Below are 13,604 nucleotides of genomic sequence, written 5' to 3'. Positions count from 1 at the left end.
TTGCTTAGTTCCTTTCAACTTACACATGTCTATGATAATTTAAGTATATTACACGTGTTCGTAATTAGGAATACTTTTCCATAAAAATTTAAAATCTTACTAAACTCTCGATCTCAATCTGTCGACCGGTTCGCATGGAGACATTTCCAGCGATCCCCGTCAATATGGATATGGCTCCATCGACATGCGAGGCAGCTCGGTTCAATCTATCAGACGCTGGTTCTCCAAATAGATCGTTTAACAGTATCGGATCTCCTCCACCATGTCCTCCGCTTCTTTCCTCTATCTCGACCTCATAAGCCTTCTGGAACATCGGCTGTACGGTTAGCTGCTTGTGAGAAAGTGCGCCTTCATCCTCTTTCTCCCCCGCCGAGTTGATGTACGATCGCTCCACTACCTTAAGCTCCATTCTTCCCTTACTGCCGTTAAATACAACATTGAACCCTTCCCAAGGTTGGTAAGCGTTCAAGGAATATGTCAGTATTGCCTGGTTCTCGTAACGTACGATAACGCCTAGCGTATCTTCGATACTAATTCCGTCACCGAACACACTTTGATCCCGTTGATAGCCGTCAGCGATCTCCGCATCTAGGTACAACGCTTTTAAATGATCGTTGGAATCCAGATGCAGCGCGAACGGATCGTTTTTAGCTACCTCGCTGCCGAGCGCCCGTTGGTAAAATTGCGTCACGCCTCTGCGTTCCGCATTTTCGCGTCCATAATACATTAGACCGCCCATGGCAAATACCGATTGCGGGCGAGTGCCCAGCCAGAAATTAACCAGATCGAAATGATGAGTCGACTTGTGAACGAGCAGCCCTCCACTATTGCGTTTATCCCTATGCCAGCGACGGAAGTAATCGGCTCCATGCTCGGTGCTAAGCAACCATTCGAAATGAACGGAATGAACGTCGCCAATAACGCCGTCCATAATCAGTTCGCGCACTTTGGTGTTATGCGGTGCATATCGATAGTTGAAGGTGACCCTGAGGTTGCGCCCAGTCCTCTTCACTGCGTCAAGAATTTCTTGGCACTTGTCCTCGTCAACCGTCATCGGCTTCTCGCTTATCACGTCGCAGCCCAGTTCCATAGCACGGATAATGTACTTATGGTGCGTTCTGTCCATGGTTGTTACGATGATGGTGTCGGGCTTCTCCTTCTCAATCATGGCATCGAACTCTTCTGAGCCGTAAACGGCGATTTCATGATGTGCGTACTTTTCTTTGAGCAATCGATTTGCATAAGATAACCTTACAGCGTTGATGTCGCAAAAGGCGACAAGCTCGGTACGATCACGGTATCCTTCAGCGAGAGCTCCATAAAAAAATTCGGCGCGCCCGCCTGTACCGACCAGTGCATATTTTTTTTTCATCATAGCCTCTTCCCCTCTTCATTTGTTGTGACGCTTTCATTGTAACGCAATAAATCATCCTTTTCTGCGGATTATTTGCGAAAATGTCCCGCTTTCTTTGCATTTTTTGCGTATTTTTCAGGTGAGCGTGCTATAGTGAGGAAAAGGAGGGGACAATCTGATGCAGAAGGAAATGTTCATCCACCATATGAAACGGAACGGCTACTACACGATGCAAAAATACCATTTTCACGACCGATACGAGATTTATTATTTAATTAAAGGGGAACGGACTTATTTTATCAAAGACTTGACCTATCGAATCCGTGAGGGTGATCTTGTTTTTGTTGATAAATATGAACTTCACAAAACGGGCGACACAAGTCTGCCGAATCACGAGCGCATTTTGATCAATTTTACCGAAAGCTTCCTGAACCATTTCAGCCAACCGCTGTTGTATGAACCATTCCGGATGAAAATCAGACTGCTTTCTGTTCCTCTTCATGAGCAAGAGTGGGTGCATCGATTACTGTTTGAGATGCTGAATGAGTCAAACGATTCTCTGCCGGGATACGAAACGGCGCTTCAATCTCAACTGGCCACTCTGCTGATCTGGTGCGCACGCCGGTTGAACCGAGGAAGCGGAGCGGATTTTGAACACGAGAGCCCTGCACATAAAAAAATTGCCGAAATCGTCGCCGCCATCAACGGCAGATTCGAAGAGCCACTATCTTTGAACGCCATTGCCAAGGAGCATTACATCAGCCCCTATCATCTAAGTCGAATGTTCAAGAAGGTTACCGGATTTTCCTTCGTCGAATATGTTACTAGCATTCGAATCAGTGAAGCGCAGCGACTGCTGCGGGAAACCGACTGGAAAATTACGTTGATCGCCCAACGCGTCGGTTACGAGAACATCAGCCACTTCGGACGCGTCTTCAAGGAAATAGCCCAAACAAACCCGCTTGAATACCGGAAAGCAGCCATTCGGGAGGGTCATTAAACTTTTTCAATTGAATCTAGGAAAAAACAAAAAGCCGTCGCGTATATCGCGAGGGCTTTAATCATTTCATAATACTAAGCTAAACCATAATCTTTCGCTAAACCACCAAGACCTTCTCTATACCCACTGCCTACCGCCGAGAACTTCCACTCACCTGAATTCCGATATAACTCACCAACGACCACTGCAGTTTCAATGGAGAAATCTTCACCCAAGTCGTAACGGATTAGCTCTTGGCCATCCACTTCATTAACAATACGAACGTAAGCATTGGAAACTTGCCCAAAGTTCTGATTCCGTGCTGCAGCTTCATGAATCGTAATTGCAAAAGCAATTTTCTCGATCGTTGCTGGAACCGCCGATAAATTAACATTTATTTGTTCGTCATCACCAGCGCCGTCACCTGTACGGTTGTCACCATTATGTATAACCGATCCATTTTCATTTTCCTTGTTGTTATAGAAAACAAAGTTTTTCTCGTTATCCACTTTGCCAGCAGCGTTGGTACAAAAAACAGAACAATCAAGATCGAAATTGCCGCCGCCATCGTATTTATTCGTGTCCCAACCAAGTCCTACAAAGATTTTTGCAAGCCCCGGATTTGTTTTTGTAAGATCTACTTTCTGACCTTTAGATAGATTGATTGGCATAGAATGTTTACCTCCACTTTATTATTTTATGGGTAACGTTCAGCTAAGTCATCGATTTGAATTTCGTGAGCTCCCTCGCATAAATGAGAGTACCTCCTCTCGACAGTGAAATTTTTCTCTGCATGATACATACGACGATTCTTTCAAATAGTTCCAAAATAAAAAAATGAAAAAGGCCACCGAACATGGTCGGTAGCCTCCTAGCCTAGTCGTGTTTCTGCAGCTATTGTCATTACTCGTCTTAGAACGATTTTTTAGTGCAACTTACAATTTTCCATCCTTTCAAGTCAACCTTCTTATATCCATAATTCGTAATTGCATCGAATGTGAATATGGTCAAGACGGATGGTACTGGCAATCAGTTGGCATATAAAAATGTTTGGAATTCACTAAGCTACCGTCACGATGATGGGTTGATTCTTTGTAATGATTATTGTGTGCTCATGTTGTGCCGTAAAGCCACCACCCGGTAAACATAATGTCCACCCATCCGGCTGCTCAACGGCATAGTCCGCCCCCGTTGATAAAAAAGGCTCAATCGTAAGGACTAAACCCTCTTTCAATACACGTTTATCATGTTTGTTATAGAAAGGAAGAATCTCTGTTGGAGCCTCATGTAAGGATTTCCCAATACCGTGACTACACAAATTATTAATAACGTTATAGCCGCCTTTTCTAGCCTCGCTTTGAATAATCCGTCCGATTTCGTTCAATTTAACTCCATGCTTAAGTGAAGAGATTACTTTCATCATCGTATTGTGTGTGTATTCACATAAACGCAATAAGGATGGATTGTATGGAGTTATCGGAAAAGACTGTCCCGCATCCGCATAATAACCTCCCAATTCTGCCGAAACATCGATGTTTATTAAATCTCCTGGTTGGATGATGCGATTTCCGGGTATTCCGTGAGCCACTTCATTGTTAACGCTAATACATGTGTAGCCAGGGAAATTATATGTTGCTTTCGGTGCCGGCACAGCTCCATGCCTTTTCAAAAAACTGCCTCCGATTTCATCAAGTTCCTTTGTTGTTATACCTGCACGTGTGTGACGTTTCATTTCACTAATCGTCATTGCAACGATTTTACCGATTGCTTTTAGTCCATCGATATCGTTTTGGGATCCTATTGTCATTAAAGCCCCTCCATTGTCCGTATATCATTATTTTACTCATTTTAAGAAGAATACTCCACTAATAGACGAAATCTTCAATTCCAAATGAGAAATTGAAGGTTTTAGCTGGTCTCGAACGCTTCAGGTACTGGTTTTCTGTGAAATGCTTTCATATCTTGAAGCGGTGGGAGCCCGAAAAGCCGGCGATATTCACGACTGAATTGAGCCGGGCTCTCGTATCCGACCTCCAGCGCGGCGACCGTCGCGTTCGCGGTGCCGTTCAGCATGAGGCGTCTCGCTTCTTGGAGTCGGAGCTGCTTCTGGTATTGTAGGGGAGCCATCGTCGTGACAGCTTTGAATTTATGATGAAGTCCTGAGACACTCATTTTGGACGATCTCGCCACCTCTTCGATTGTGAAGGTTCTGTTGTAATTCTCCTTTATCCATTCAATCGCTCTACTGATCCCCTCATTTTGCTGGTCCATGAAAACACGCTGAACAAACAAGTGCCCATAATCGCCCGTCAGCAAGCGAAAAATCATCTCGCGCTTAATCAGCGAAGACAGGAAGCGGATTTCAACCTCGGACTTGCCTCGCAGCTCCAACAGCCTGATGAATAAGAGTTGCAAGTGTTCATCAGATTTGCCTACGTAAGCTCCAGGGCCCAGCTTTTGGTCAAGCGGCTTAACGGTGATACCGGTATCCGTCATGACAGAAGCAATCTCTTCCGCCGTTACATCGATTCGCAAGCCGAAATACGGCGATTGCCGCGAAGCGCCGATGACTTGACCAGAGGCCGGTATATCGATCAACGAAACCAAATAGTCGCCTGCGCTATAATAGATCGTGTCCTGACCGAGATGAAGCTTCTTACCTCCTTGTAGAATCAGGCAAAAAGAAGGGGTGAGAACACCGGGTATGATCGCTGTCGGTCGGTTCCGCCGGACTAGCGAAAAAAAGGGAACTGACGTGTCCGTACGACCCTCTGCAAGATGAAGGGAATCCACCATATTCACTAATTGATTCAATTTCGACTGCATGGGAACGTTCCTCCATTCCTTTTATCATCTCCTATTATACGCCTTTCCACTAAGAGCGCAAACCTGTTTATTGAACAATATGGATTATCACTTTGCAGTATTGATCAATTTTTTAGCAGGAATGAGCTACTTCCCGTTGCCGATTCGCGTCATAATAACTGTTATAAAGTGAAAGGGAGGTTATCCTCTTGAAAGAACATTCGAAACGAATTATTTTGGCGATGATCGTCGCCTGTCAGCTGATGATGGTGCTCGATGCATCCGTCTTGGTTACTGCATTACCCGAAATCGGCAGCACACTCCATCTGTCGACGGCGGCTCTGACTTGGGTGCAAAACGCTTATATTTTGGCGTTCGGAGGCTTCTTGTTGTTAGGTGCTCGAGCTGGGGACATCCTAGGAAGGAGAAAAACATTTGCCGCGGGGATCGCCTTGTTTTCGTTGGCCTCGATGTTAGCTGGATTGGCGCCGTCCGCTGAACTTTTGCTAGTGGCACGCGCATTGCAAGGAGTGGCAGCAGCGATGGCAACACCTTCTGCACTCGCCTTGTTGTCCGTAAGCTTCTCGGAAGCACGGGAACGGTCGAAAGCAATCGCGGTTTACAGCGCCGTATCCGGAGCCGGAGGCAGCGTAGGTTTAATCGTTGGTGGATTGTTGACAGATCTCATCTCTTGGCGCGCCGGGATGTTCCTCAACGTACCGATCGGCGTCGCTCTGCTTCTTATGGTTCCTCGATATATGCAGGAGACTGAGACCAAAGTGGGCCGACTAGATATCATGGGAGCCATGACATCGGTGATCGGCATGACGGCGCTGGCATTCGGCTTCGTTCAAGCGGCATCTGTCGGATGGAAAGCGCCGGAGGTATGGGGTTCGCTTGCTCTCGGAGGTGTCTCGCTAGCGGCTTTCGTGAGGATCGAAGCACGTGCGAAAGAGCCGATTACCCCTCTTCGCCTGTTCGCGAACCGAACACGATCCGGAGCCTACTTGGGTAGGCTGTTGCTCTTGTGTGGAAATTATCCGATCTTTTTCTTCGTTCCGCAATTTTTGCAAAAGGTCCTTCATTTCAATTCTTTGCAGGCTGGACTTGCAATCATGCCGTTCACGGCCGTTCAGTTCGGGATGATGTATGCGATGCCTACGCTGTTAGCCCGATTCGGGAACGCTAAAGTATTAATTGCCGGATTGATAATCGCGATCACCGGAACAAGCTGGCTGAGCCTCATTTCGGTTGAGTCGAGTTTCCTTCCTCATTTGTTTTTCCCTTTGCTCGTCATGGGGTGTGGGGCTGGCATGATTTTTCAGCCATTTACGACGCTGGGGTTGTCCGGCGTGGATGCCAAAGATGCAGGTGCAGCGTCAGGGCTCGTCAACGTCGCTCATCAGACTGGAGCGTCGCTTGGGCTCGCTGTTCTGATCGCTGTCTTCGAGGCTGCGAACCGGCCGGAAGTTCCATCAGATACGTCTTTTGCTCATGCAATCTCCGTCTCGCTCGTGGGTTCTGCCGTTTTCCTGACAGCTTCTCTCCTAGCGGTCTTGATCTTGCTGCTGCCAGCGGAGAGGGCGCAACGCGTCGTCGCGGCTGAACCGCGTAACGCGTCTTGAAGCTTTCAATATTTGTTATTGTTCCATCTGCATGACGAAATATGAGTATAAGTTTTTTCACCAAAGCAGGCCATAAATGTGGTTGGCGAGATTTATTCTAGTCATCTTTGCTTTCTAAATTTAAGTACTTCTATAATCAATTCTATTGAACAAAAAGCCACCGTTAAAATCCCAATAAAAGATAACACATAGAGAATGAATCTAACCGTCATATAAGCCAATGGCATGCTATCGAATAGATGTTGTATTGTACTCACTGCAAAAGAATTATTTAAAAAAAGAAGAAGTACACCAGCAAATATTCCGTAAAGTAAATTATTTTTATGATCCATAAAAAGCTCCCTTTTAACAATATGATTTTCAATTTCCATACGACTATAGGTGACTAGCTTCGTTATTTTGTTTGTTTCTTAAGAAAAGGCAACCAATCCATTAGGATTGGCTGCCTTTTTCATTTAGCTATTGAACTCTAGTTACGTGCTAAGTTATTAGCACCAACCTCTCTCAGGCCAATCAGACCCATATATCGTTGGAAAAAGGGCAAGCATGATAACGCCACTATAAAATACTTTTAACCCAACAGCTACTGCCTTTTTTCTAAAATTCGTTTCAACGCCATCCTTTGAATCTTGTTTCTGGTTCATTTCAAATTCCTTCATATTATCCCAACCTTTCTTTATGTATTTGTAAATTTTACCAAATATATGGATTCATACATATAGTACTAAAGAAGCAATTATATCATCAAGTCTGGGTTTGTTTAGCATGCAGCTTCAACGCATCCGTTAATTGAGAATGAATATCATTGGTATGCAAGTATAAAAGATTTCCCCAAAAAAGAAGCCATCTTTTCGTCTAAAACGCTAAAGTTGACTTCTTTTTATTCACGATTATTCTTTTAGCGCTTTTGGCATTTCATCCAACACGCAATCCAACGTTAGCGGTTCGTTCAGCACCCATCGTGTGCCGGCAACGTGGGCTTTTCCGCTTTAACTGCGGGAACGTTATTCCAAATTGGATAACTAAGGAGATCATCCTTTTCTGCCAACTACTTTGGATATCCATAATTTGGATTATTCGAGAAAGTTGTGGATAGAATATAGCTTGCAACAATTATTATGTTGTATAAGAAACGAAGGTGGTAAATTCCAATGCATGTTGTAATAGCTTTATTTACGATTTATTCAATTTGGCGTTGGGCAGATTGGAAGAACTGGTACAAATATCACCCAACTATGCTCTTTATCATGGGTGGCGGTCTTTTGTATGAATATCTAACCATGGACTTTCATTTGTGGGTATTTCATCCCGACTTTCTTTATAATCATCGAATAACGGTTATTGTATATGCAATAATAACAATGCCACTAAGCGTTCTTTTGTTCCTCTCAAGCTACCCGAGAACAACCAAGCTAAAGCAGATCATGTACGTATTCAAATGGGTATTTATTTATTCAATTGTCGAATTAGTTTTACAAATCTTCGGTAGAATTTCATACGATAATGGTTGGACTTTTTGGCACTCTGTGATGTTTGATGTCATGATGTTTCCTATGCTTATACTGCATTATAGAAAACCACTACGTGCCTATTTGTTATCGTTAATAATTATTGTAGTACTAATGTGGTATTTCAAAGTCCCAATAAATTGAATAGTCGATTGCGGTTAGACGAACTAACACATTTCAGTTTTTATTTATGGATAACCTTAAACCACATTGAAGATTGGTCCTTAGGGTCTCCATTGTAATTAATCAAAATCTCTTCACCTGCTTTAATATCTTTATAGGCAGAGAAGTCAATGGTTAAATTATTTATATTCGATATATATCTCGCATTGGGAGTGAAAGAGTGATTGTATAATCCACCGTATCCAAGAGCGATAGCTTTATCCTCTCCCCAACGATAAACATAGTTTTTGAGGATACTTTCCCTCATTTCTTCCCATTCTTTTTTGGTGACAACGATAATTGGGGCTGACTCAATTAAGTCACCTTTTTTAATGTTTTCGGTTGCAAAAATTCCTCTTCCATATTTTTCTGTATGTTTCATTTCAATTTTATTCAGCGTGCTTCCTCCTTTATGAAAGATCTTTTAGATGCTTTCGAAGATAGCTGTTGCGTTTTTCAATGAAGCGAAGTATGAATTCTGGTTCACTATTAAATAGCGCAATGGATTCCTTTTTAAACGGATCTAAAGAAATATAGGATTTTAATTGCGTATGGAGATTTGCCACCATAGGTTCTATTGCCTTAACCGTAAATTTTGTTTCTAAAATTTCTTCCATAATACGACGGTATTGCTGCCGTATTTCCGTTACATCCAATAGTCGTGCAGTGAGTGTATTATAGCCTTCAATCGGAACAGCATAATATTCCATTATTTTTCCATTCCAATTTCGTCCCCAAGTTGCGTCATAATCCCAGGGGATCACCTGATATAATTTCGTCTCTTCATTTCGAATTATAGAATAGTTGTGAATAAACCCATCGTAGTTTTGGGTACAAACTGCCCCACATAACCAAAATAAATAATTTTTGATATCCAGATCCTTTATTATCGCTTCTCCAAATTGGTCTCGGTTAGTTGTATTTATTTTTACAATAAACTTTTCTAAGTCTTGTTTATCTTTATCAGTTCCCATTTTTTGAAAATATCCGGACATGAGGGAAGGTTTTGGATTTCCCTTCGGTGTTAATAAAGAAAAGTTCGCATGGTAGATCGTAGCATAAAAAATAGGACTTGATGGTAATTCTCTTTTTTGTAAAAAAAATTCATCCACCGATTCAAGTTCTAGATATATTCCCTTTATTTCCCCATTCAATTCTAGAAAAACATGCTTACTATTTGGAGCAGTACTCCCAATGCTCTGGAAAAAATCAAAAGAAAGTTTGTTGCGTATTAAAGATGGATCTCGGTATTCAGCATTTAAGTGTATCTCACGCCCCGCAAATTCTTCTTTATATGACCTAAAGTCGATGCTATAGGATTTCTTTTGAAAATTACGGGTATGATCTCCCCGATATGAGATCCCTATCTCATGAGGAATGTTGTCTACAATTAATTTGGCAGGAACAGGATCATCTTTCCAAACATCAGTATTTAGTACCTTAAGATCATTCGGTTCAATCGTTATACCATAAGTAGAAATAGCAGTATGTTCCATTAAATCATTCCCTTGCCTTTTTTTATATCTTATGAAGAAGTAAGTGGTGTTGATAATAAATTGGTCTTTACACTAGAACAAATAATACGGGATTCACATAAAATACAGCACCTTGATTTTCAAGGAATTTTTACGATGGGTGGTCAAGTCAATATGGGTGAAACTCAAATACTAGATTTAATAAAACAAGCTCAAGATACTGGACTAGATGAGTTTTTAGTTCGAAACCCTGTGTCAAATAAAGGAACTGGTGGTACTGGTAAAGGTACTAGTGGTACTGGTAAAGGTACTGGAGGTACTGGCAAAGGTACTGGAGGTACTGGCAAAGGTACTGGAGGTACTGGCAAAGGTACGGGAGGTACTGGCAAAGGTACGGGAGGTACTGGCAAAGGTACGGGTGGTACTGGCAAAGGTACTGGAGGTACTGGTAAAGGTACTGGAGGTACTGGTAAAGGTACGGGTAAAGGCACTGGCAAAGGTACTGGTAAGGGTACTGGTAAAGGCACTGGTAAAGGCACTGGTAAAGGCACTGGCAAAGGTACGGGCAAAGGTACGGGTGGAACTGGCGGGACTGGGAAAGGCACTGGTGGTACAGGCGGGACTGGGAAAGGCACTGGTGGTACAGGTGGGACTGGGAAAGGTTCCGGTAAAAAGTAGATTAAAAAATATGATAAATGAAGGCAATCAAATTGCCTGTTCATAACCACCTCAAGCTTCATCACAGCTGATTGTGGTTAACCGTTACAAGGTGATAACTACTCATTAACTTGCCGTTACTTATGGTACGGTTCTCCGTACAAACTTTAACGGCAAGTTAAAAAGGCCATATCGCTTCTATACATAATACTTGGCATCGGAAGTAATAAACAGGCATGATTTCACCAACATATTTTCCTTATTCGATGCTGTATTCTCATATTCCTTGCTGTCTATGTAACGAAACCAAGCCAAATAATGTTGTAGATATAATATCAACCAGTAAACAAATACAAACAAAGTAAAGAGACTAACCAATAAAAAAACCATAGGAGTTCCCTTCCTGGGAATCTTATGGTTTTATTGTGTACTACTTCCAACTTCCTTATAAGCATTTTAACCAATATTAACCAAAATCCCTTTGGTTCTTCCTACTTTTTACCTTTACCTTCTTTACCTTTTTCCTCTTTGCCTTCTTTGCCTTTGCCTTTGCCCTCTTTACCTTCCTTGCCTTTGCCCTCTTTGCCTTCTTTACCTTCTTTGCCTTCTTTGCCTTCTTTACCTTCTTTGCCTTCTTTGCCTTCTTTACCTTCCTTGCCTTCTTTGCCTTCTTTGCCTTCTTTACCTTCCTTGCCTTTACCTTCTTTACCCTTTTCTTCTTTACCTTTGCCCTTTTCTTCTTTAGACTCTTGACCTTTTGCTGCATGCTTACCTTTTTCTTCTTTCTGTTCTGTTCCTTTGGTTTCTGTTACTTCTTGTTCTTTATTGCTGTTCTCATTCTTGTGTTCACCATGCTCATGACCGTGTTTACCAGGACCTTTTCCTCCAGGCATACCGCATTACCTCCTAATTTTATACTTACATGGTCGGTGAGTGGACGCTTTTAATATGCTGAATATTTGTATAAAAGGTCCTGCCTTCCGCTGTAATCATGTGGACAACATTGTTTTCTATTTCTTTTAGTAATCCTATCTTATTGGGGCTCCTCCCCAAGTCAAAAACAACGAGTTTACCTTCCAACTTTTTCAGTTGCTCCTCGAATGAGCGAGATAATGGCAGATCCGAAGGATTTACAGGAAAAAACTTTTTATCCAGTTGGTAAGGTGTTTGGTAATCACTATATGGAACGAGCCACTTCAAATGGTTTAACGGTATAAACATTGTTTTGTAAACAGGGGAATAAAATTCAAAGTAATTCGTCATGATATGGGTAATGTAACCATGTATGGGCTGATAGCCCGAAACAAAAATTTCTGTAAATACCCCTTTGGAATTCATTAGTATTTTTCTATACGAAATTTTATCACTATTAATTGGCTTTTCAGTAAGAGCGGAGAAGTCCGTTGAACTTTTTTTGGTATTTAAACTGACGTTTAAAATATGAAAAGAAGGAATATATATATAACGTTCCCCGTTATATAAAACTAGGATATCTTGCCCCGCATCAACCAAAATGCCTGTATGCCACTTATCACCAAGCAATTCAACATCAAAAACCGCTCCTAGCTTCTTCTGAAAAAGGTCCATCTACGTTGCCTCCTCTCACTTAAATAACCAGCCCGTCCATACGTATAAACACAGGAGACTTATAAGAAGACCGATAGGTATGATCATAATCGTCACTTTAATATATTGACTCCAAGTAAGTCTTATATGATGTTTTCTCAGTATATGCATCCATATCAATGAAGCTAGAGTACCCATCGGTAATAATAATGAACCAATATCTGCACCAATGACTGTTGCTAAATAAGCAGTATGCATGGTAAAAGTATCCAACCCCATATTTTGCAAAGATAACGTTCCAATCATAATAGAAGGAAGGTTATTAAATAAATTAGACATGGCAGTCAGCAGAATGCCCATTACAAAGATGGCATTAAAATGATTGTGGGCAACCGCTCCACCAAGCCAATGTACGAGAAAATCAGTCAGTCCTGAAGTATGAAGTCCGTAAATGATGACATAAATGCTGAAAGCGAATATTAGAATGTGCCAAGGGGTTTTTACTAGAATATCCTTTGGCCCTATTCCTTTACGAATCCACCTCACGGCAATTAGAACAATTGCTCCAATAATTGCGGGCCATTCCGTTGCTGCAAGAAAAAGCTGCATCGGATCAAAATAACAACTAGGATGCAAATCCGAAACAGCCCCCAATCAATATATCCTTTGTCCTGCGGATCTACTTGGAGGGGATGAAACGTTGAGTAATTGTTGTGTACAATAGTGCTTATTGAATGGGGCTGCAAGGACATTATTTTTACGGGTATTTCACGCTTGAAATATACAAACAACAGAATCGTAATCGTAATAATCCCTGTCATAGCGGGTACAAACATCATAGATGTATATGTGTTTAGATCTAAGCCGACTGTTTTTAACGCAATCAGATTTGCTAGATTACTAACGCCGATCGGTGCGCTTGCACCAGTAGCAATTAAAGCACCCGATATGAGGTAAGGAATTTTTTGTCTAGTTTTTAAGTTCAGTATAGATAAGGTTTGGATGATAATGGGGGTTGTTATTAGAATACTTCCGTCATTATTAAAAAACATCGTCATTAAAAAGCACAATATATTAATGTACCAGAAGAGTGCTCGACCGGAACCCTTTGCCCGAACAGCCAAATTAGTAGCTGCCCACCTAAAAATCCCAATGCTTTCTAATACGATAGACATTACAATTGTTGATATTATGGTTATGCTTGCCCCACTAACAATGGAAGCTATATGGAACACACCTGAAAGTGGCACAATTCCTAATGCCAGGAAGATTAAAGCACCTAGGGTTGTTGGAATAGATTCATTAACACCGAAAGGCCTCCATATTATCAACAACGTAACGCTAACGAAAACAATGGAGATTACCGCAGTTGTTATATCAAACATGATCTTGCACCTCACACGGCGGGTTGGCTGATGATGGTCCAAGTCTCCGTACAATGAGAGGGAGGGTGAGAATTTTAGATAATGTTGA

13 protein-coding genes and 1 pseudogene are annotated in these 13,604 nt (G+C 42.0%); 4 read left to right on the top strand and 10 right to left on the bottom strand.

Annotated elements, in window-relative coordinates; genetic code table 11:
• Positions 1-88: 88 nt before the first annotated feature.
• A complete protein-coding gene (locus tag ASL11_RS34400; RefSeq protein ID WP_056625664.1) occupies positions 89-1,375 on the bottom strand; it encodes a Gfo/Idh/MocA family oxidoreductase in 1,287 nt (428 codons plus the stop codon).
• Positions 1,376-1,532: 157 nt separating this feature from the next.
• Between ASL11_RS34400 and ASL11_RS34395 the strand changes: the two genes are divergently transcribed.
• Complete coding sequence (locus tag ASL11_RS34395; protein WP_063795777.1) at positions 1,533-2,354, top strand: helix-turn-helix domain-containing protein; 822 nt, start codon at positions 1,533-1,535, stop codon at positions 2,352-2,354.
• A gap of 74 nt (positions 2,355-2,428) precedes the next feature.
• On the opposite strand, the gene ASL11_RS34390 is transcribed toward ASL11_RS34395, so the two are convergent.
• The 3 genes from ASL11_RS34390 to ASL11_RS34380 form a co-directional block, all read right to left on the bottom strand.
• Positions 2,429-3,004, bottom strand: a complete 576-nt coding sequence (locus ASL11_RS34390; protein WP_056625663.1) for a TerD family protein — start codon at positions 3,002-3,004, stop codon at positions 2,429-2,431.
• Positions 3,005-3,393: 389 nt separating this feature from the next.
• Positions 3,394-4,140, bottom strand: coding sequence for a type I methionyl aminopeptidase (gene map / locus ASL11_RS34385; protein ID WP_056625660.1), 747 nt, complete (start codon positions 4,138-4,140; stop codon positions 3,394-3,396).
• Positions 4,141-4,241: 101 nt separating this feature from the next.
• Complete coding sequence (locus ASL11_RS34380; protein WP_056625657.1) at positions 4,242-5,159, bottom strand: AraC family transcriptional regulator; 918 nt, start codon at positions 5,157-5,159, stop codon at positions 4,242-4,244.
• A gap of 188 nt (positions 5,160-5,347) precedes the next feature.
• Between ASL11_RS34380 and ASL11_RS34375 the strand changes: the two genes are divergently transcribed.
• A complete protein-coding gene (locus ASL11_RS34375) occupies positions 5,348-6,763 on the top strand; it encodes an MFS transporter (protein ID WP_235550662.1) in 1,416 nt (471 codons plus the stop codon).
• 488 nt (positions 6,764-7,251) lie between these two features.
• Here ASL11_RS34375 and ASL11_RS36905 read toward each other — a convergent pair whose 3' ends face one another.
• Positions 7,252-7,422, bottom strand: coding sequence for a hypothetical protein (locus ASL11_RS36905; protein WP_157257153.1), 171 nt, complete (start codon positions 7,420-7,422; stop codon positions 7,252-7,254).
• A 492-nt stretch (positions 7,423-7,914) separates the two neighbouring features.
• Between ASL11_RS36905 and ASL11_RS38075 the strand changes: the two genes are divergently transcribed.
• Positions 7,915-8,415 (top strand): CBO0543 family protein, encoded by a 501-nt coding sequence (locus ASL11_RS38075; RefSeq protein WP_056625651.1) that lies wholly within the window; start codon positions 7,915-7,917, stop codon positions 8,413-8,415.
• A 40-nt stretch (positions 8,416-8,455) separates the two neighbouring features.
• Here the strand turns inward: ASL11_RS38075 and ASL11_RS34360 are convergent, their stop codons facing one another.
• On the bottom strand, positions 8,456-8,815 hold the full coding sequence (locus tag ASL11_RS34360) for an SET domain-containing protein (RefSeq protein WP_056625647.1): 360 nt from the start codon (positions 8,813-8,815) through the stop codon (positions 8,456-8,458).
• Between the two features lie 28 nt (positions 8,816-8,843).
• A complete protein-coding gene (locus ASL11_RS34355; protein WP_056625645.1) occupies positions 8,844-9,929 on the bottom strand; it encodes a CotH kinase family protein in 1,086 nt (361 codons plus the stop codon).
• Between the two features lie 153 nt (positions 9,930-10,082).
• Here ASL11_RS34355 and ASL11_RS34350 point away from each other — a divergent pair, with 153 nt between their 5' ends.
• Positions 10,083-10,586 (top strand): hypothetical protein, encoded by a 504-nt coding sequence (locus tag ASL11_RS34350; protein ID WP_200962503.1) that lies wholly within the window; start codon positions 10,083-10,085, stop codon positions 10,584-10,586.
• A gap of 470 nt (positions 10,587-11,056) precedes the next feature.
• On the opposite strand, the gene ASL11_RS36900 is transcribed toward ASL11_RS34350, so the two are convergent.
• The 3 genes and pseudogenes from ASL11_RS36900 to ASL11_RS34330 all read right to left on the bottom strand — a co-directional run bounded on the left by ASL11_RS36900 (position 11,057) and on the right by ASL11_RS34330 (position 13,516).
• Entirely contained in the window at positions 11,057-11,458 is a 402-nt protein-coding gene (locus tag ASL11_RS36900; RefSeq protein WP_056625636.1) for a hypothetical protein, read from the bottom strand.
• A gap of 25 nt (positions 11,459-11,483) precedes the next feature.
• Positions 11,484-12,152, bottom strand: a complete 669-nt coding sequence (locus tag ASL11_RS34335; RefSeq protein WP_056625633.1) for a hypothetical protein — start codon at positions 12,150-12,152, stop codon at positions 11,484-11,486.
• Positions 12,153-12,167: 15 nt separating this feature from the next.
• Positions 12,168-13,516 (bottom strand): annotated as a pseudogene (locus tag ASL11_RS34330) (arsenic transporter).
• Positions 13,517-13,604: the final 88 nt, after the last annotated feature.

The organism is Paenibacillus sp. Soil750, from assembly GCF_001428045.1.
Lineage (GTDB): Bacteria > Bacillota > Bacilli > Paenibacillales > NBRC-103111 > Paenibacillus_E > Paenibacillus_E allorhizoplanae.
Note: the sequence above shows the minus strand (reverse complement) of the source record. Positions and strands in the feature narration are given on the sequence as shown.